This is a genomic window from Pseudomonas sp. SC11 (assembly GCF_047039205.1).
In the GTDB taxonomy this organism is placed as follows: Bacteria; Pseudomonadota; Gammaproteobacteria; order Pseudomonadales; family Pseudomonadaceae; genus Aquipseudomonas; species Aquipseudomonas boreofloridensis.
Map to the genome: position 1 here is coordinate 2,112,415 of NZ_CP178183.1, position 18,707 is coordinate 2,131,121.

Genomic DNA, 18,707 nt, shown 5'->3' on the forward strand with positions numbered 1-18,707 from the left:
CATGAATGCTTTTATCGCGCCGTTGCTCTGGCGCGAGCGTAATAGCCAAGGCCAGGAGTAACGCCATGAACATCATCAACGCCCGCCTGCGCGGCAAGACCGGGCTGTTCACAGTCCGGGTGAGCGGCGAGCGCATTGCCGCCATCGAGCTCCAACCGGCGAAGATTGAACCGAGCAGTGCCGAGGATATCGACGCGGCACAGAACTTGGTGATACCGCCTTTCATCGAGCCGCATATCCACCTCGATGCCACCCTGACAGCCGGTGAGCCGCGCTGGAACATGAGCGGCACGTTGTTCGAAGGCATTGAATGTTGGGCCGAGCGCAAGGCTATCACTACCCACGAAGACATCAAGGCGCGGGCCAAGAAGACCATAGGCGCGCTGGTGGATCACGGCATCCAGCATGTGCGCACTCATGTCGACGTCACCGATCCGACCTTGGTGGCGCTCAAGGCCATGGTCGAGGTGCGCGAGGAGGTGCGTCATCTGATCGATTTGCAGATCGTGGCGTTTCCTCAGGAAGGCATCGAGTCGTACGCCAACGGACGGGCCCTGATGACCGAGGCGGTGGCGCTGGGCGCCGATGTGGTGGGTGGTATTCCGCATTTCGAGAACACCCGCGATCAGGGCGTGTCCTCGGTCAAGTTCCTGATGGACCTTGCCGAGCGCACTGGCTGCCTGGTGGATGTTCATTGCGACGAGACCGACGATGCGCAGTCGCGCTTTCTTGAAGTGCTGGCCGAAGAAGCCCGTGTGCGCGACATGGGGGCTCGGGTCACTGCCAGCCATACCGTGGCCATGGGCTCCTATGACAATGCCTACTGCTACAAGCTGTTTCGTCTGTTGAAGATGTCGGGCATCAACTTCGTATCCTGCCCCACCGAAAGCATTCATTTGCAGGGACGTTTCGACAGCTTTCCCAAGCGGCGCGGTGTGACCCGGGTGGCCGAGCTCGACCGTGCCGGGCTGAACGTCTGTTTTGGCCAGGATTCGATCGTCGACCCCTGGTATCCACTGGGTAACGGCAACATCCTGCGCGTGCTCGAAGCGGGTCTGCATATCTGCCATATGCTCGGCTACGAGGATCTGCAGCGCGCGCTCGACCTGATCACCGACAACAGTGCGCGTACCTTGAATCTGGGTGAGCGCTACGGCATCGCAGTCGGGCGCCCGGCGAACCTGCTGGTGCTGTCTGCCGCCGACGACTACGAGATGGTTCGCAGCCAGGGGCATGCGCTGGTCTCGATCCGTGCAGGCAAGGTACTGATGCGTCGAACGCCTGCGCGAGTCGAACGATTCGTCTGAAGGGCAGGGCGGTCAGCCTGGAGCGTCATTGCCGGGACTGTGGTGCTTGCACCTAAACCGGCGTGGGCACGTGCTGAGCGCTTGCCTCGGCAGCCGTTACTTGGCACGCTTGGCCCCGGTCTTCAACTGCGCGTGCCGCGCTACAAGGAACCGCCAAGGTGAGTTGGGAAAAAGTCGGAAAGGCCCTCGCGGGTCTGTTGGTCGCGGCGGGCGCTGTCGCCGCGTTGTACGTTTCGTTCAAGGATGAGGGTGGGTTGAAAGCCTATGTCGCCTACGAGGCACTGACCTATCCCAGTCAGTTCAACGAACGCATCGGCCAGGCTCGAGAGCAGCTCAAGTACGAGCGACTGTTCGCCGGCGTCGAAGCCGTGGCCAAGGGCGCTTTGAACCGCGACCAAGTCGAGGCGCTGGTCAGCCAGGCTCAAGCGCCCTACATGCAACTGTTCGCCAAACCCTTCGAGGCAGGGTTGGTCGATCACCGTACTGGGCTGTTCGTCACCTTGCGCAATACCAGCGACAAGCCTGTACAGAAGGTGTTGATCCGTCTGCCGGCCAAGGGCTTGGTGCAGGTCCGCGATGATGCCGGTGATGACAGCATTCCCGAAAATGCCACCAACATTATTCAGATCCCTGCAATCGAGCCCGGTGGCGTATGTCGCGTATGGGTGTACTTCGATGCGGACTTCTCGCAGATCACCCAAGGGGGCATCAGCATCGTGCATGCCGATGGGCCGGCGACCCTCCAGGTCATGCGTGAGGTCAGTGGCTTCCAGGCGCTGATGGCGCGCTATGGCCAAGTGTTGGTTGGCCTGGCGGTGGTGCTGGGGGCGGTGGTGCTGATCCTGGCCTACACGTGCGCACGCCAGCGGCGTCGTTTGCGGCGTCTGCGCGGTTGATCGGCATCTCCTGAAAGCAAAACGCCCCGACCAGGTCGGGGCGTTTCAGGTGTAGCGACGGTCTTACTTGCCGGTCCAGCGCTTGAGCACCAGGGTGGCATTGGTGCCGCCGAAACCGAAGCTGTTGCTCATGACCGTATCGATCTTGGCGTTCTCTTCAGTCTTGCGCAGCACTGGCAGATCGGCAACCTCTGGGTCCAGCTCGTCGATGTTGGCCGAGCCGGCGATGAAGTTGTTTTCCATCATCAGCAGGCAGTAGATCGCCTCGTGCACACCCGCTGCGCCCAGCGAGTGACCGGACAGGCTCTTGGTCGAGCTGATCTTCGGTGCCTTGGCGCCGAACACTTCACGCACGCCCTTCATTTCGGCAACGTCGCCGACCGGGGTGGAGGTGCCGTGGGTATTGAGGTAGTCGATCGGTGTATCGACGGTCGACAGCGCCTGCTGCATGCAGCGGATGGCGCCTTCACCGCTTGGCGCGACCATGTCGTAGCCGTCGGAAGTAGCACCGTAACCGACGATCTCGGCATAGATCTTGGCGCCACGGGCCAGGGCATGTTCCAGCTCCTCGACCACCACCATGCCGCCGCCGCCGGCGATGACGAAGCCATCACGGTCGGCATCGTAAGCGCGCGAAGCCTGCTCGGGCGTTTCGTTGCGCTTGGTTGACAGCGCGCCCATGGCGTCGAACAGGAACGACTGGCTCCAATGCTCTTCTTCGCCGCCACCGGCAAAGACGATGTCCTGCTTACCCCACTGGATCTGCTCCAGCGCGGTGCCGATGCAGTGTGCAGAGGTGGCGCAGGCCGAAGAGATCGAGTAGTTGATACCCTTGATCTTGAACGGGGTGGCCAGGCACGCCGAAACGGTGCTGCCCATGGTGCGGGTAACGCGGTAGGGACCTACGCGTTTCACGCCTTTTTCGCGCAGGGTGTCCAGCGCTTCCATCTGGTTGAGGGTCGAAGCGCCGCCGGAGCCGGCTACCAGGCCAGTACGCGGGCTGGACACTTGTTCTTCAGTCAGGCCGGCGTCCTTGATCGCGTCCTGCATCGCCAGGTAGGCATAGGCAGCGGCGTGGCCGACGAAACGATAGACCTTGCGGTCGATCAGCTCTTCCAGATTCAGGTCGATGGAGCCGGAAACCTGGCTACGCAGTCCCATTTCCTTGTATTCCGGGTTGTAACGGATACCCGGACGGCTGTTGCGCAGGTTTTCGGTGACGGTAGCTTTGTCATTGCCCAGGCACGAAACGATGCCCAGACCAGTGATAACGACGCGGCGCATGCGAATAACCCTTAGAAATTGTCAGTGGAGGTGAACACGCCGACCCGCAGGCCTTCGGCGGTGTAGATCTCGCGACCGTCGACGCTGACCGAGCCATCGGCGATGGCCATGTTCAGCTTGCCTTTGAGGACGCGCTTGATCTGAATGTTGTAGGTGACTTTCTTGGCCGTCGGCAGTACCTGGCCAAAGAACTTCACTTCGCCCGAGCCCAGGGCACGGCCGCGGCCCGGCAGGCCTTGCCAGCCGAGGAAGAAACCGACCAGCTGCCACATGGCATCGAGGCCCAGGCAACCTGGCATCACCGGGTCGCCTTCGAAATGGCAGGCGAAGAACCACAGGTCCGGGGTGATATCCAGCTCAGCGACCAATTCACCTTTGCCGTACTTGCCGCCTTCTTCGCTGATATGAGTGATGCGATCGACCATCAGCATGTTCGGGGCGGGCAATTGCGCATTACCTGGGCCGAACAGCTCACCGCGACTGCAGCGCAGCAGGTCTTCCCGAGTAAAGGCGTGTTGTTTGGTCATGCGAGCTCCTCAATAACCCCCTGTGGCAGGGGATGAATCTTCCTGGCCAGCCTGAAATCCTACAGATACCAGGGCGGCAGCCTACAGGTAGACTATTGCGTTGGGGTGAAAGTCACAGCGCACCTGGCAAAAGAAGTACAGGTGTGCACTGAAAGTTTATTTTCCGGGCCCTTGCAGGCTCTGTCCAGTCATTAAGACTGCCGCACTTTATCATTTATCGCCAGTCGCCGCTGTGCGGTCCGGCAGCCAGCGTTGCAGCGTGCGCAGCAAGTCGGCGCGTTTGAACGGTTTGCTCAGGTAATCGTTCATTCCAGCCTCCAGGCAACGCTCGCGATCACCCGGCAGCGCGTTGGCGGTCAAGGCGATGATCGGCACGCCAGCCTGATGCAGACGAATGCAGCGGGTGGCTTGGTAGCCGTCCATATGCGGCAAGCGACAATCCATCAAGATGGCGGCGTAGCTTTTTTCGGTTGCCAGCGTCACGGCCTGCTCGCCGTCCGTCGCCAGGTCCACCTCGAAGCCCAGGCTGCGCAGCATGGCTTCGATGACGCTCTGGTTGACCGGGTTGTCCTCTACCAACAGGATCGGTTGGCCATCACTGAGCGCAGTGGCCCTGTGTTCGCTTTCCAGTAGCTGCGCAGCACGCTGTTTAGAGCGTACCAGCGGAATCTCCAAGGTGAAGGTCGAGCCGCTGCCTAGGCTGCTCTCACCCCGTAGCGTGCCGCCCATGCGTTCGGCCAGGGTGCGCGCAATCGACAGGCCCAGGCCAGTACCGCCGTAACGTCTTGAAATAGAACTATCGGCCTGCTGGAACGCCTCGAACATCGTCTCAAGCCGCTCGCTGTCGATGCCGATACCGGTGTCGCGGACCGTGCAGGTCAGCCTCAACAACTGATGATCGAGCATGCGCCAGCGGGCGTCGACCTGCACCTCGCCGTGCTCGGTGAACTTCAGCGCGTTGCCCACCAGGTTCAGCAGAATCTGTCGGATGCGTGTCGGGTCACCTGTCACGTGCAGACGGTCCAAGCCAGTAGCCAGTTGCAGGCGTAACTGCAGGTTGCGCTGCTGGGCGCTGTGCTGGAACGACTGCACGCTACTTGAGATCAGCTCGCCGAGATTGAAATCGATGTGTTCCAGTTCCAGGCTGGCGCGTTCGATGCGCGAGAAGTCGAGGATGTCGTTGATCACCTTCAGCAGGTGGCCGGTGGACTCGCTGGCCACGGCCGTGTATTCGGCCTGCTCGCGAGTCAGCCGAGTGGTCTCCAGCAGTTGCAACATGCCCAGCACCCCGTTCATCGGAGTGCGCAGTTCATGGCTCATCATCGCCAGGAACTCGGATTTGGCGCGGTTGGCCCGCTCGGCCTCCTCGCGCGCCTGGATCAGCTCGGTGATGGTTTGCTGTTGCTCGCGGCTGGCCTGATCCAGGGCGTTGGCCAGGTTGTTGATGTGCCGCGCCAGATGACCGAGCTCGCTGTCATCGACCACCGGCAACGGCGCATTAAACTGGCCCTGCTGGATAGCCTTCACGGCATGGCCCATGTCGCTGATCGGCATCGACAGGCTCCTGGCCAGGCGCCGCGCCAGAAGGAAGGTGAACGCCAGCGCGAACAGGGCAAGAATGCCGGCCTTGATCACGATTTCCTGCTGGCGCTCGCTGAACGCGTCGTCGGACATGCCGACGATCACCCGACCGAGATAGTCGTCACCAATGCTCGGCGGGGTCTTGCCCTGCTGCAGGAAGTCGTTGTCCAGGCGGATCTGTTGCAGACGGATCGGGGCCTGGAAGACTTCCACTCGCTGGGCGCGATTGGCACTTTCCCCGGACTGCTCGACGTACACCAGGATGTGGTTGCGGCTGTCCTGCACCTCCAGAAAACGCACGTGCGGGATGCTCAACGTTGCGCGCATCAGGCTTTCCAGCACTTCATTGTTGCCCGAGATCACCCCGTATTCGCAGGCGGGTGCCAGTTGGTTGGCAATCAGTTGGCCCGTGTGGTCCAGCTCCTGGCGCAGGTCCTGCAAGCGTACGAAGGTGAAGAAACCGATCAGCAACAAGGTGAGCAGCAGCGCCGGCCCCAGGCTGATGATCTGGGTGCGGGCATGAATGTCCCAGCTCAGGCGCTTGCTCATGGTGTCGACTCTCCTTCGGCCAGGACCAGCTCGGCTGCGTTCGGCTCTATGCGCTCCAGTCCAAGGGCGCGGGCCACCTGCTGATTGCCGCTGACCCGGAAGTGATCGGGATAGAGGCTGCGCGGCCAGCGCGAGGGCGGCTGGTCGAGCAAGCGGTCGAGCACCGCCAGCCAGTCGTCCTGGTCGCTGTAGGTGCTGGCCAGGGCGCCGGCGCGGACGAAGCCAGCGTTGGGACCGATCAACGCCATCTGCCGCCCATAACTGCTGAGCAAGAGGTTCTTGACGGTCTTGGCATTGAACAACTGCGGATCGTCGATGCCCAGCAGCACGTCGCTGTTGCCCAGCACGTGCTGCAGGGGACGGCTGTCGCGCAGATCGGTCCAGTCCTGGGCGACGATCTCCAGGCCCATGTGACTGGCTGCCTGATGCAACTCGTCGATGAGGAAGCGGCTGTCAGGTCCATACAGCACGCCGATACGTCGTGCCTGCGGCAGCAGATAGCGCGTCAGGCGCAGTTGCCGTGCCAGCGGCGGATCGCTCCACAGCAGGCTGAGGTACTCGGGGCGCGACTTTCCCAGGCGCAGTTGCGCCTGAACCCGGCTGATCCGCAGCGCCAGCGAGAGGGGGCCGGATGGCTCGCGCAGGCGCCAGTCGAGTGCGGCCTCATCCAGCAGGATCAGGCGCGTCTGGACATCGAGTCGGCCGGGCGAGGGCAACTGCGTGACACTCTGGAAGCGCACCTGGTCGAGGGGGCGTCTGGCTTGCAGCGCGCTGACGAAGCTGCTCACCCCGGCGGTGTCATCGCCACCGACCAGCAGGATTTCATGGGCGCACAGCGTGCCCATGGGCCACAGACACAGCGCCAGCATCCGTAGCAGGCGCAGCATCAGAACTCCAACTCCGCACTGACGCTCAGGCGATGGCGGCTGTCATAGCGGTTCTGCTCCACGGTCGTGGGCTGGTCGTCCAAGCGTTGCTGCCACAGTGCAGCCAACTCGACCGAACTGCCATAAATCCGCATGCGCTTGGCCACCCGCAGATCGACACGCTCGTAGCGGTATTGATTGAGTGCATCGTCCCCGTAATAGAACAGCGCGCTCGACCAACCCGACCCCCAGTCGCGCAACCAGCCCACAGAACCGCTGTTGTGGGCGCTGAGGCGGCGGTCGTCGGGGTTGCTCGCCCAGGCATCGACGTAGGCATAGCTCATGCGCAGGCGGTCACGTGGGCTCAGGCGCCAGTCCAGCTGAGTTTCGCTGCCACTGAAGCGTGCCCTGTTGGCATTGCTGGCAATGTACTGATTGTTCTTCAACGGCTCGCTGATCATCCCGGTGATCTCGTCGTAGAACAGCTTCACGTCCAGGTTCAGGTCAAGGTCGGAAAAGGAACCGTTGTAGCCCAGTTCGCGCGAGCGCATGCGCTCCTGGTCGAGGTTGCCGGGACCGCGGGTCTTGACGAAGTACTCACCGTCGCGCAGGCCGAGCACGTTGGGCGTGAGGTTTCGGACCGTGTAGCTCCAGTTGACGTTGTTCTCGAACATGTCCGGCGAGCGCACGGCCTCGGAGTACACCGCGCGCAGCCCCTGACGCGGAGTGATCAGGTAGTTCACCGCCACGCGCGGGGTCAGGGACGTGCCGGAGAGCTGGCTGTTTTCGAACATCGCGCCGCCTTGCAGGATCCAGTGCTCGTCAGCGCGCCATTCGAGCTGGCCAAACAGGCGCCAGGTGCGGTCGTCGAGCCGGCCGTTGAAGTAGGTCTGCGAGTCGGCGCGATCATAACGGTAGTTGAGGCCGCTGAGCAGGCGCAGGCTGTCGGTCAGGCTCAGGGTGTCCTGAACTTCCAGGTCATAACGGGTTTCGCGGGTGCTCTGGTCGACGTCGCCGCACACTTCCCGGCTGCCCCCGTTGTCCCATTGGCTCTTGATCTGGTTGCGCAGGCCCTGCAGAACCGGATCGCGGCTGTTCGGCGGGTTGTTGGCGTTGCGTGCCACGCGTTCGGCGTAATTCGGGTCGAGCTGCCACAGGCGGGTCAGTTCGGGGCTGAAGGCCAATGTCGCGTCGCAGGCACGCCAGACCTGCTGACGGTCGAATTGCTGCGCCGAGCCCTGCACATAAAGGCTGTGCTCGGGGTTGAAGTCGATGCTCCAGCGCAGCGAGCCGGCGTAGTCCTTGGCGTCTAGGTCGGCGTTGTCGCCGCGCCCGGTGACGAAGGGGAATACCGGTTTGTAGGTATACGGCCGTTGGTTGCTGCCTTCCTTGGCCGCCAGTTGCCAGTCCAGCGTCTGATCCGGCGCCAGGCTGTGACTGACGCTGAGGTTGAAGCGTGTCAGGCGCCGGCTGTCGCGGTAGTCCTGACCGTACTGGTTCTTGTCGAAGCCATCGTCCTGCAGGCCGGACATCGACAGGCGCAGGTCGCCGCCGTCCCAGCCCAGGCCTTGGCTGGCATAGAAGTCATTGATGCCGTCCTGGCCGCGGGTGATCTTCAGGCGCGTGCCATGGCTGTCGGCAGGGCGTCGGGTGAGGATGTTGACCACCGCCATCAGCGCGTTGGCGCCGTAGCTGACGGTATTGGGGCCGCGAAACACTTCGATGCGCTCAATGTCTTCGATGGCCAGGGGAATGTCGCTCCAGTCCACCGTGGCCAGGCCCGCCCGGTATACCGAACGGCCATCGATCAGCACTTGCATGCGCCGGGCATCGTTGACGTTGCTGCCGTGGTAGTTGACGGTCGGCTGGTTGCCGGCGCCGTAGCCGATCATCATCCCCGGTACCAAGCGCAGCAGTTCGGGTACGTCACGCGCGCCGCTGGCGTGGATCAGCGCGCTGTCGAGCACGGTCATGCTGCCGGGCACCGCCGCCGGGGATTGTTTGAGCCGCGTGGCGGTCAGAACCTGCGGCAGGTCGGTGTCGATGAACAGATCGTCGGCCACGGCCGGGCCGCCCAGCAGGGCAGTGAGCAACAGCAAGCGGCGGGCAGGGGGCGTGCCAGGGAACACGTGACGGCCTTGTGTCAGACATGAGCCGCGCATGGTAACCGAGCCGTCGAGAGGCAAGCTATAAGCGCCGAGCGGCGTGTGAGAAGGGCACGGCCTTTTCTTGCCGTGTGTCGCTTGAAGCGTGCAGCTTGCCCTTATAATGCGCCGTCGCCCTCAACTTATTGGCTTTGACGGATTGAATATGACTGAACAGCGACCTGTTGCAGTGCTGGGAGGTGGAAGCTTCGGCACCGCCGTGGCGAATCTGCTGGCGGAGAATGGCAACCCGGTGCGTCAATGGATGCGCGATCCGGAACAGGCCGAGGCCATGCGCGTCAACCGCGAGAATCCACGGTACCTCAAAGGTATCCGCCTGCATGAGCGGGTCGAGCCGGTCAACGACCTGCTGGCCACGCTGCAGGGTAGCGAACTGATTTTCGTCGCGCTGCCGTCCAGTGCCCTGCGCAGCGTGCTGGCACCGCATGCCGAGACGGTTAGCGGCAAGGGCCTGATCAGCCTGACCAAGGGCATCGAGCCGCAGACGTTCAAGCTGATGAGCCAGATCATCGAAGAGATCGCGCCCCAGGCGCGGATCGGTGTGCTGTCCGGTCCGAACCTGGCGCGTGAAATCGCCGAACATGCGCTGACCGCCACCGTGGTCGCCAGCGAGGACGAAGCGCTCTGCGAGCAGGTCCAGGCCGTGCTGCACGGGCGCACCTTCCGCGTCTACGCCAGCGCCGACCGCTTCGGCGTCGAACTCGGCGGCGCGCTGAAGAACGTCTACGCGATCATCGCTGGCATGGCGGTGGCCCTGGACATGGGCGAGAACACCAAGAGCATGCTCATCACCCGCGCACTGGCCGAGATGACGCGCTTTGCCGTCAGTCAGGGCGCCAATCCCATGACCTTCCTCGGTCTGGCGGGGGTTGGCGACCTTATCGTCACCTGCTCGTCACCCAAGAGCCGCAATTATCAGGTCGGCTATGCCCTGGGGCAGGGGCTGAGCCTGGAGGAAGCGGTCAGCCGCCTGGGCGAAGTGGCCGAGGGGGTCAACACGCTCAAGGTGCTCAAGGCCAAGGCCCAGCAGGTGCAGGTGTACATGCCGCTGGTCGCCGGGCTGCACGCGATCCTGTTCGAAGGCCGCACCCTGGCCCAGGTGATCGAGCACCTGATGCGCGCCGAACCCAAGACCGACGTCGATTTCATTTCCACCAGCGGTTTCAACTGAGCCGCACGAGCAAGGAGCGAGACATGAACGATACCCCCGAACACGCCCAGCGCGAGTCGATCATCCTGCGGATCGTGTGGATGCTGGTTTTTCTGGTGGTCTGGCAACTGGCCGAACTGCTGCTCGGCGGCCTGGTGTTGGTGCAACTGATCTATCGCCTGGTCTACGGCGCACCCAGTGCCAGCCTGATGAACTTCGGCGACAGTCTCAGCCAGTTCCTCGCGCAAATCGGTCGCTTCGGCAGCTTCCACACCGAACAGAAACCTTGGCCTTTCGCCGACTGGCCGGCACCGCGCGCGCCTGAGGGCGAAGCCCCGCATGCGGTGCCCCCGGCGCCGCATCCGGTGCGTGACGAAGAGCCGAAGCTGTGAAGCTGTGGATCCTGCGCCACGGCGAAGCCGAGCCGCGGGCCAACACCGATGCCGAACGCAGGCTCACCGCCCATGGTCGCGAGCAGGTGTTGCGCAGTGCTGCGCGCCTGTTGGGACAGCCCCTACAAGCGATCATTGCCAGCCCCTACGTACGGGCCCAGCAGACCGCCGCGCTGGTGCACGACACCCTCGGTTTCATCGAGCCAGTGCGCACCGTGCCTTGGCTGACACCTGAAAGCGATGCGGCGCAGGTCATCGGCGAAATCGAGCGGTTGGGGTTGGAGCAGGTGTTGCTGGTCAGTCACCAGCCCTTGGTGGGTAGCCTGGTGAGCCTGCTGGAACAGGGTCATGCGCAGTCCCCTGCGCCGATGAGTACCGCTTCCCTGGCGCAGTTGGAGGGTGACTGGCCGCTCGCAGGTCTGATGACCTTGCAGGCACTCGACCACCCGGATTGACCCGCTTGTGGCAACTGGTATTTCTGTCAGTTGTGAGCTGCGAGGTTCGCTTGCTAGCGTCTGTGACAGTCATGGCTGATATCAGGGAGTTTCGTCTATGAGTGGTCTGCAACGGGAGTTGATGCGGTCTCTGGATCTACAGCCGACGATTGGCAAGCTCGACGCCGGGGTGGCACTGGATTTTGCCGAGCACAGCCTGCTGCGCGAAGCCGCCGAGGCGCGTCTTTACCATGTGCTGGGCAAGCTCGAAAGCGGCCAAGTCTCGGCGGCTTCCAGGCATGCCGCACAGGAGCTGCAAATGCTTCAGGCGTCGTGCATGCAAGTATCAAGTGGCGTGCAGACCAGTTGTCTGGCGCTGGCGCGGGCCGAGTTGAGTCCAGCCGACCTGCAGCGTGCCTGCGAAGCGCTCGACAGCCAACTGACCTACATCAAGGCCTGTCTGCAGCGCGCCCTGGGCCGTCTGCACGGCGGCACCTGACCTGATCGCCCTTGGCGATGACCTATCCGAATGTTGTGATGCGTTGGCAGCTTGTCGACAATGGCCGAAATCTGCTTTGGATCCGGCGTCCATGTCCCAGTTCCTGTTCTTCGCTCGCACCCACGATGTTTCTTCACGCGCCAGTGGCAAACCACTCGCCGCTTTAACGGTAGGCGGCCCAGCAGTGCAGCAGTTGCTCGATATCCTCGGCCAGGTTGAACACGGGAGCTGGGCATGAGCGCACGTGTCGAGGAAATCCGCCTCAACCTGGGCCATATCGAGTTGGCCGCGCATGTTTTCGGTCCTGTCGATGGCCTGCCAGTCATCGCCCTGCACGGCTGGCTCGACAACGCCAACAGCTTCGCCCGTCTCGCACCACGCCTGCTGGGGCTGCGCATCGTCGCGCTCGACCTGGCCGGGCATGGCTATTCCCAGCACCGGCCAGTGGGCGCGAGTTATCACCTGGCCGACTATGTACACGATGTCCTGCGCGTCGCCGAGCAGATGGGCTGGGTGCGGTTTGGCTTGCTTGGCCATTCGCTGGGGGCGGTTATCAGCGTCCAGCTCGCGGGTGCACTGCCGGAGCGCATCAGTCATCTGGCACTGATCGACGGCGTGATCCCGCCGACCGCTGGCGAGCAGGAGGCCGCCGAGCGCTTAGGGTTGGCGTTGCAGGCGCAACTGCGTTCGGATGGCAAGCGCAAGTCTGTGTATGCGACCCTGGAGCAGGGCGTTCAGGCGCGCATGAAAGGCATGGTGGCGGTCAGTTGCGAGGCGGCCGAGCTGCTGGCCGAGCGGGGGCTGATGCCGGTGCCTGGCGGCTACAGCTGGCGCAGCGACAGCCGTCTGACGCTGCCCTCGCCGGTGCGCCTGAGCGAGGCCCAGGCCATGGCGTTCGCCAAGCGAATCCAGTGTCCGAGTTGCCTGGTGGTCGCCGAGCAAGGCTTGCTGGCTCGGCACACGACGCTGCTGGAGCAGCTACCCTTCGAGCAGGTGGTGTTGCCCGGCGGACACCATCTGCACCTGAACGATGAACACGGCGCAAGCCTTGTTGCAGACTGTTTCAATCGCTTCTTTGGCTTTGCTTGACTTGCATCGGACAAGTGCCGAGGCTTGGCGGGTTGAACAGGGAGACAACCATGCACATGCCAGACATCCAGGCACTTCACAGCGGCCTTCGCCGCAAGGACGGCCGATGAGCGCGCCGTCGATTCTGCGCGGCGCCATCGCCGTCTGCCTCACCCTCGCCAGCCCCATGCTCTGGGCTGGCAGCCTGCCAGTGCCGACCGACGCCAGGGTGGTCGACCAGCGCCCTGCCGTGGAGCAGGAACGGGTCTACCCCATGGGGCCGGTGCGCAAGATCAGCGGCCGGTTGCGCGTGGAGGGCAAGGTGGAAAGTCGCGGTCAGGTCAGTTCGGTCACCTATGAACTGCCTGTGGAGCGCACTGCACGGGAGGCCTTCACCAGCGCTCGCGAAGCCCTGCAGCGCGAGGGTGGTTATCCGCTGTTCTGGTGCCAGGGCCGCGACTGCGGTGAGGCCAGCATCTGGGCCAACGACGTATTTGGCAGTGCCCGTCTCAACGGTGGCGACGAGCAGCAGGCGTTCATCCTGCTGCGCCGCTCGGCCGAGCAGGCCGATACCCTGGTCGCCCTGTACAGCGTGACCCGTGGCAACCGCCGTGCCTATCTGCATGTCGAGGAATTCGTCGCCGACAGCCCGTTGGGCGAGGTGCTGCCGACCCCGGCCACCGTACTGCGCGAAATGCGCGACACCGGCAAGCTCGACTACCCCGATCTGGCCGCGCCGCGCCCGGCCTGGGTGTCATTGCTGGCTCGAAGCCTGAATCTGGACAGTACCCTGCGCGCCAGCCTCAGCGGCGAACAGGCCGAGGCCTGGCGCGAGCAACTGGTCAAGGCCGGCGTGCGCAACGCGCGTCTGGAGGTGGGCAGCGCCCCCACCGAGGGTGTGCATCTGGAACTGATTCGTTGAACGAGAACCCCCATGGCCAACACTGACCGTCTGTTGGTACAGATCCTCCTGCTGGCGCTCCTGGGCGCCGCATTGTGGGTAATGGCGCCGTTCATCTCGGCGCTGCTGTGGGGCGCGATCCTGGCCTTCGCCAGTTGGCCGCTGATGCGCCTGCTCACCCGCTGGCTGGGTGGGCGTGAAACCCTGGCGGCGAGCATCCTTACGAGCATATGGATTCTGCTGGTGGCCTTACCGCTGGTGTGGCTGGGTTTCAACCTGGCCGACCATGTGCGCGATGCCACCTTGTTCGTCCGTGACATCCAGGTCGACGGCCTGCCGGATGCGCCCGACTGGGTGGCTGGCATTCCCTTCGTCGGTGAGCGCCTGGTCGCCTGGTGGCAGTCCCTGGACCAGCAGGGCGCGGCGTTGCTGGCGTCGGCCAAGCCGTACTTCGGTCAGGTCGGCAACTGGTTGCTGGCGCGCAGTGCGCAGATCGGCGGCGGCGTGCTGGAGCTCACCCTGAGCCTGGTGTTCGTGTTCTTCTTCTACCGCGACGGCCCGCGCCTGTCGGCGTTCGTGTTGCGTCTGCTGCAGCGGTTGGTGGGCGAACGCGCCGACTACTACATCCTGCTGGTGGCCGGCACCGTGCAGCGGGTGGTCAACGGCGTGATCGGCACCGCGGCCGCGCAGGCGCTGCTGGCGCTCATCGGCTTCCTCATTGCCGGAATACCCGGGGCGATCGTGCTGGGCCTGGTGACGTTCATGCTCAGCCTGATCCCCATGGGGCCGCCGCTGGCCTGGATTCCCGCCACCGCCTGGCTGGTGTGGAAGGGCGAGTACGGGATGGCGGTGTTCCTTGGTATCTGGGGCACCTTCGTCATCAGTGGCGTGGACAACGTGCTCAAGCCCTACCTCATCAGCCGTGGCGGCGACTTGCCGCTGGTGATCGTGCTGCTCGGCGTGTTCGGCGGGCTGATCGCCTTCGGCTTCATCGGCTTGTTCATCGGCCCCACGTTGCTGGCGGTGGGCTACAGCCTGTTGCTGGACTGGAGCCGCAACGCTGTGCCGCCCACCCCGCAGCCGTAACCGGCCACACAGGCCCTGCCCATGCAGGGCCTGATCTTTACGCATTCTTTATGCCCTGAGCCAAGGCTCGATCTCGTCCCTTTACGCCGATGCCTTCGACAATTTCCCCATAGCGGTCAACGCCGCATCATGGGGAGATTCATCGATGAACATGCTCGACGGCCTGTCACTGCTGCTGGCAATGGCGTTATCCGTGTACCTGCTGGTTGCGCTGTTGCGCGCCGATCGCAGTTGAGGAGCGGCCATGCACAGTTACGACTTCGTATTGCTGCTGGCGTTTTTCGCCCTGGTGCTGTTGCCAGCACCCTGGCTCGGGCGCTTCTACTACAAGGTGATGGAGGGACAGCGCACCTGGTTGTCGCCGGTGCTCGGGCCACTGGAGCGCGGCGGCTACCGGCTTGCCGGCGTACGCGCCGACCAGGAGCACAACTGGAAGCATTACAGCCTGGCCTTGTTGACGTTCAACCTGATCGGTTTCCTGTTGTTGTTCGCCGTCCTGCTGCTGCAGGGTTCGCTGCCGCTCAACCCGCAGCACTTGCCTGGCCAAGAATGGTCGCTGGCGTTCAATACCGCCGTCAGCTTCATGACCAACACCAATTGGCAGGCCTACAGCGGCGAGGCCTCGGTCAGCTACCTGAGCCAGATGATCGGCCTGACCGTGCAGAACTTCGTCAGCGCTGCCACGGGGCTGGCAGTGTTGGTCGCCCTGTGCCGTGGCATCGCGCGCCGTAGCACTCACCAACTGGGCAACTTCTGGGTCGACATGACCCGCGCTACCCTCTACGGCCTGCTGCCGCTGTGCGTGCTTCTGGCGCTGCTGCTGGTGTGGCAGGGCGTGCCGCAGACCTTTGCCGACTATGCCCACGCCGTGACTCTGCAAGGTGCCGACCAGACGATCCCGTTGGGCCCGGCGGCCAGCCAGATCGCGATCAAGCAACTGGGCACCAACGGCGGTGGCTTCTTCGGCGTCAACTCCGCGCACCCGTTCGAGAACCCCACGGCCTGGAGCAACCTGTTCGAGGTGGCGGCGATCATCCTGATCCCGGTGGCGCTGGTGTTCACCTTTGGCCATTACGTGAAGGATCTGCGCCAGAGCCGGGCGATCCTGGCGTGCATGCTCACCCTGTTCCTCGTCGGTGGCGCCGTGGGGCTATGGGCCGAGCATCAGCCCAACCCGACCCTGGACAGCGCGCAAGTGCAACAGAGTGCGCCGCTGGAAGGCAAGGAAAGCCGCTTCGGCACCACTGGCACGGTGCTGTGGACGGTGACCACCACCGCCGCCTCCAACGGCTCGGTCAACGCCATGCACGACAGCCTCAATCCGCTGACCGGCATGGTCGCGATGGTTAACATGATGGTCGGCGAGGTGATCTTCGGCGGCGTCGGCGCGGGTCTCTACGGCATGCTGCTGTTCGTACTGATCGCCGTGTTCCTGGCCGGCCTGATGATTGGCCGCACCCCTGAGTACCTGGGCAAGAAGCTACAGGCCCGCGAAGTGCAACTGCTGGTGGCGACCCTGCTGGTGATGCCGCTCGGGGTATTGGTGCTCGGCGCCATCGCCGCCAGCCTGCCGGGGCCTGCCGCGGCGGTCAGTAACCCGGGGCCGCACGGCTTCAGCCAACTGCTGTACGCCTACACCTCGGCCACTGCCAACAATGGCTCGGCCTTTGGCGGCTTCGGCGCCAACACCGTGTTCCACAACCTGATGATCGGCCTGGCCATGCTCATCGGCCGCTTCGGCTACATCCTGCCGATCCTGGCCCTGGCCGGCAGCCTGGCGGCCAAGACGCCCGCACCGCAGGGCCAGAACAGCTTCCCCACCCACGGACCGCTGTTCGCCGGCCTGCTGCTGATGACCATCGTCCTGGTCGGTGGCCTGACCTTCCTGCCGACCCTGGCCCTGGGGCCGATCGCCGAACAGTTGAGCCTGGGCTTCTGAGGACCCACACATGAATATGCCGTTACCTGAAATGAACGCTGCCCGCGCTGCCGACCAGACCCGTTTCGCCGCGCTCTGGCGACCGGCCCTGGTACAGGCGTTCGTCAAGCTCGACCCACGCCAACTGCGGCGCTCGCCGGTCATGCTGGTGGTGGCCCTGACCGCGCTGCTCACCACCGTGCTGTGCCTGTTGCCGAACAATGGCGTGAGCACCGGCGTTGCAGTGCAGATCACCGTCTGGCTGTGGTTCACCGTGCTGTTCGCCAATTTCGCCGAGGCCCTCGCCGAAGGCCGTGGCAAGGCGCGTGCCGACAGCCTCAAGGCGGGCAGTCAGGGCTTGTCCGCCCAGCGCCGGCTGGCCGATGGCCGCTTCGAAACCGTCGCGGCTGGCGATCTGCGCAAGGACGATGTGGTGCGCGTGGTCGCCGGCGAGCTGATTCCCGGCGACGGCGAGGTGCTCGAAGGCATTGCAGCGGTGAACGAGGCGGCCATCACTGGCGAATCGGCGCCCGTGATCCGTGAGTCGGGCGGCGACCGCTCGGCGGTGACCGGCAACACCCGTGTGGTCTCCGACTGGCTGCTGATCCGCATCAGCAGCAACCCCGGAGAATCCACCCTGGATCGGATGATTGCGCTGGTCGAAGGCGCCAAGCGGCAGAAGACGCCCAACGAGATCGCCCTGGACATCCTGCTGATTGGCCTTACCCTGATCTTCCTGATCGTGGTGGTCACCCTGCAGCCGTTCGCCCGCTTCAGCGGTGGCAGCCTGCCGTTGATCTTCCTCGCGGCCTTGCTGGTCACCCTGATTCCCACCACTATCGGCGGTTTGTTGTCGGCCATCGGCATCGCCGGTATGGACCGTCTGGTACGCCTGAACGTCATCGCCCGCTCCGGCCGCGCGGTGGAGGCCGCCGGCGACGTCCACACGCTGATGCTCGACAAGACCGGCACCATCACCTTCGGCAACCGTCGCTGCAGCGCCCTGCACGCCGCGCCGGGCGTTACCGCGAAGGAGCTGGGGCAGGGCGCCTTGCTGGCGTCGCTGGCCGACGACACGGCCGAGGGCAAATCGATCGTCGAGTACCTGCGCCAGTTGCACGACTTCGTCGAGCCGCCAGCAGCGCAGTACGACGCCATTGCCTTCAGCGCCGAAACGCGGCTGTCAGGCATCGATTTCGAGCAGCGCCATTACCGCAAGGGTGCGGTGGATGCAGTGCTGGCTTTCGTCGGCTTGCAGCGCCTGGAAATGCCGGCACCGCTGGCCCGCGAGGTGGAGCGCATCGCCCAGAGCGGAGGCACGCCGCTGCTGGTGTGCCTGGACAAACGCCTGCTCGGCGTGATCCACCTCAAGGACGTGGTCAAGCCCGGTATCCGCGAGCGTTTCGCCGAGCTGCGCAAGCTGGGTATCCGCACCGTCATGGTGACCGGCGACAACCCACTCACTGCGGCGGCCATCGCTGCCGAGGCCGGCGTCGACGACGTGCTCGCCGAAGCCACCCCGGAAAAGAAACTGGCGCGTATTCGCCAGGAGCAGCATGACGGTCGTCTGGTGGCCATGTGCGGTGACGGCGCCAACGATGCCCCCGCCCTGGCCCAGGCAGACGTCGGCATGGCCATGAACGACGGCACCCAGGCGGCGCGCGAAGCGGCCAACATGGTCGACCTGGACAGCGACCCGACCAAGCTGCTGGATGTGGTCCAGGTCGGCAAGGAACTGCTGGTCACCCGTGGCGCCTTGACCACGTTCTCAATCGCCAACGACGTGGCCAAGTATTTCGCCATCCTGCCGGCACTGTTTGCCTCGATCTACCCGCAGCTCGGGGCGCTCAACCTCATGGGCCTGACCAGCCCGCAGAGCGCGATCCTTTCGGCCATCGTGTTCAACGCGCTGATCATCGTCGTGCTCATCCCCCTGGCCCTGCGCGGGGTGCGTGTCCAGGCCGCCAGTGCGGCGCAACTGCTGAGGCGCAACCTGCTGATCTACGGCGTGGGCGGCATCCTGGTGCCGTTCGCCGGGATCAAGCTCATCGACATGCTGCTGACTGCCCTGCATCTGGTTTGAA

General features: G+C 64.0%; 18 protein-coding genes. 13 read left to right on the top strand and 5 right to left on the bottom strand.

Annotation, left to right across the window (positions count from 1 at the left end; all coding sequences use genetic code 11):
* Positions 1-65: 65 nt before the first annotated feature.
* Entirely contained in the window at positions 66-1,307 is a 1,242-nt protein-coding gene (gene codA, locus ACK2SD_RS09770; RefSeq protein ID WP_317872435.1) for a cytosine deaminase, read from the top strand.
* Between the two features lie 158 nt (positions 1,308-1,465).
* On the top strand, positions 1,466-2,203 hold the full coding sequence (locus ACK2SD_RS09775) for a hypothetical protein (protein WP_295483089.1): 738 nt from the start codon (positions 1,466-1,468) through the stop codon (positions 2,201-2,203).
* 63 nt (positions 2,204-2,266) lie between these two features.
* Here ACK2SD_RS09775 and fabB read toward each other — a convergent pair whose 3' ends face one another.
* The 5 genes from fabB to ACK2SD_RS09800 form a co-directional block, all read right to left on the bottom strand.
* Positions 2,267-3,487 (bottom strand): beta-ketoacyl-ACP synthase I, encoded by a 1,221-nt coding sequence (gene fabB, locus ACK2SD_RS09780; RefSeq protein WP_039578624.1) that lies wholly within the window; start codon positions 3,485-3,487, stop codon positions 2,267-2,269.
* An 11-nt stretch (positions 3,488-3,498) separates the two neighbouring features.
* Positions 3,499-4,014, bottom strand: coding sequence for a 3-hydroxyacyl-[acyl-carrier-protein] dehydratase FabA (gene fabA / locus ACK2SD_RS09785; protein WP_029612079.1), 516 nt, complete (start codon positions 4,012-4,014; stop codon positions 3,499-3,501).
* A 210-nt stretch (positions 4,015-4,224) separates the two neighbouring features.
* Complete coding sequence (locus ACK2SD_RS09790; protein WP_412461992.1) at positions 4,225-6,144, bottom strand: ATP-binding protein; 1,920 nt, start codon at positions 6,142-6,144, stop codon at positions 4,225-4,227.
* Entirely contained in the window at positions 6,141-7,031 is an 891-nt protein-coding gene (locus tag ACK2SD_RS09795; RefSeq protein WP_412461993.1) for an ABC transporter substrate-binding protein, read from the bottom strand. The genes ACK2SD_RS09790 and ACK2SD_RS09795 overlap by 4 nt, the downstream gene beginning before the upstream one ends.
* Entirely contained in the window at positions 7,031-9,139 is a 2,109-nt protein-coding gene (locus tag ACK2SD_RS09800) for a TonB-dependent receptor plug domain-containing protein (protein WP_412462294.1), read from the bottom strand. Before ACK2SD_RS09800 ends, ACK2SD_RS09795 begins: the two co-directional genes overlap by 1 nt.
* Positions 9,140-9,320: 181 nt before the next feature.
* Here ACK2SD_RS09800 and ACK2SD_RS09805 point away from each other — a divergent pair, with 181 nt between their 5' ends.
* The 11 genes from ACK2SD_RS09805 to kdpB all read left to right on the top strand — a co-directional run bounded on the left by ACK2SD_RS09805 (position 9,321) and on the right by kdpB (position 18,706).
* A complete protein-coding gene (locus ACK2SD_RS09805; RefSeq protein WP_029612080.1) occupies positions 9,321-10,346 on the top strand; it encodes an NAD(P)H-dependent glycerol-3-phosphate dehydrogenase in 1,026 nt (341 codons plus the stop codon).
* A gap of 23 nt (positions 10,347-10,369) precedes the next feature.
* Positions 10,370-10,717, top strand: a complete 348-nt coding sequence (locus ACK2SD_RS09810; protein ID WP_029612081.1) for a DUF4389 domain-containing protein — start codon at positions 10,370-10,372, stop codon at positions 10,715-10,717.
* On the top strand, positions 10,714-11,172 hold the full coding sequence (gene sixA, locus ACK2SD_RS09815) for a phosphohistidine phosphatase SixA (RefSeq protein ID WP_342651157.1): 459 nt from the start codon (positions 10,714-10,716) through the stop codon (positions 11,170-11,172). The genes ACK2SD_RS09810 and sixA overlap by 4 nt, the downstream gene beginning before the upstream one ends.
* A 97-nt stretch (positions 11,173-11,269) precedes the next feature.
* Positions 11,270-11,650 carry a hypothetical protein gene (locus tag ACK2SD_RS09820; protein ID WP_412461994.1) on the top strand — a complete coding sequence of 127 codons (381 nt, stop codon included), beginning with the start codon at positions 11,270-11,272 and terminating at the stop codon, positions 11,648-11,650.
* 91 nt (positions 11,651-11,741) lie between these two features.
* The gene (locus ACK2SD_RS09825; protein ID WP_412461995.1) at positions 11,742-11,888 is read left to right on the top strand and encodes a hypothetical protein; all 147 of its coding nucleotides are present in this window, start codon (positions 11,742-11,744) and stop codon (positions 11,886-11,888) included.
* On the top strand, positions 11,885-12,739 hold the full coding sequence (locus ACK2SD_RS09830; RefSeq protein WP_412461996.1) for an alpha/beta fold hydrolase: 855 nt from the start codon (positions 11,885-11,887) through the stop codon (positions 12,737-12,739). Before ACK2SD_RS09825 ends, ACK2SD_RS09830 begins: the two co-directional genes overlap by 4 nt.
* 106 nt (positions 12,740-12,845) lie before the next feature.
* Complete coding sequence (locus tag ACK2SD_RS09835) at positions 12,846-13,640, top strand: DUF4892 domain-containing protein (RefSeq protein WP_317872440.1); 795 nt, start codon at positions 12,846-12,848, stop codon at positions 13,638-13,640.
* 12 nt (positions 13,641-13,652) lie between these two features.
* A complete protein-coding gene (locus tag ACK2SD_RS09840; protein ID WP_295483057.1) occupies positions 13,653-14,705 on the top strand; it encodes an AI-2E family transporter in 1,053 nt (350 codons plus the stop codon).
* A gap of 145 nt (positions 14,706-14,850) precedes the next feature.
* A complete protein-coding gene (gene kdpF / locus ACK2SD_RS09845) occupies positions 14,851-14,940 on the top strand; it encodes a K(+)-transporting ATPase subunit F (RefSeq protein ID WP_037027358.1) in 90 nt (29 codons plus the stop codon).
* Positions 14,941-14,949: 9 nt separating this feature from the next.
* Complete coding sequence (kdpA, locus tag ACK2SD_RS09850) at positions 14,950-16,644, top strand: potassium-transporting ATPase subunit KdpA (protein WP_412461997.1); 1,695 nt, start codon at positions 14,950-14,952, stop codon at positions 16,642-16,644.
* Between the two features lie 10 nt (positions 16,645-16,654).
* Complete coding sequence (kdpB, locus tag ACK2SD_RS09855; RefSeq protein WP_412461998.1) at positions 16,655-18,706, top strand: potassium-transporting ATPase subunit KdpB; 2,052 nt, start codon at positions 16,655-16,657, stop codon at positions 18,704-18,706.
* The last annotated feature ends 1 nt before the right edge of the window (position 18,707 follow it).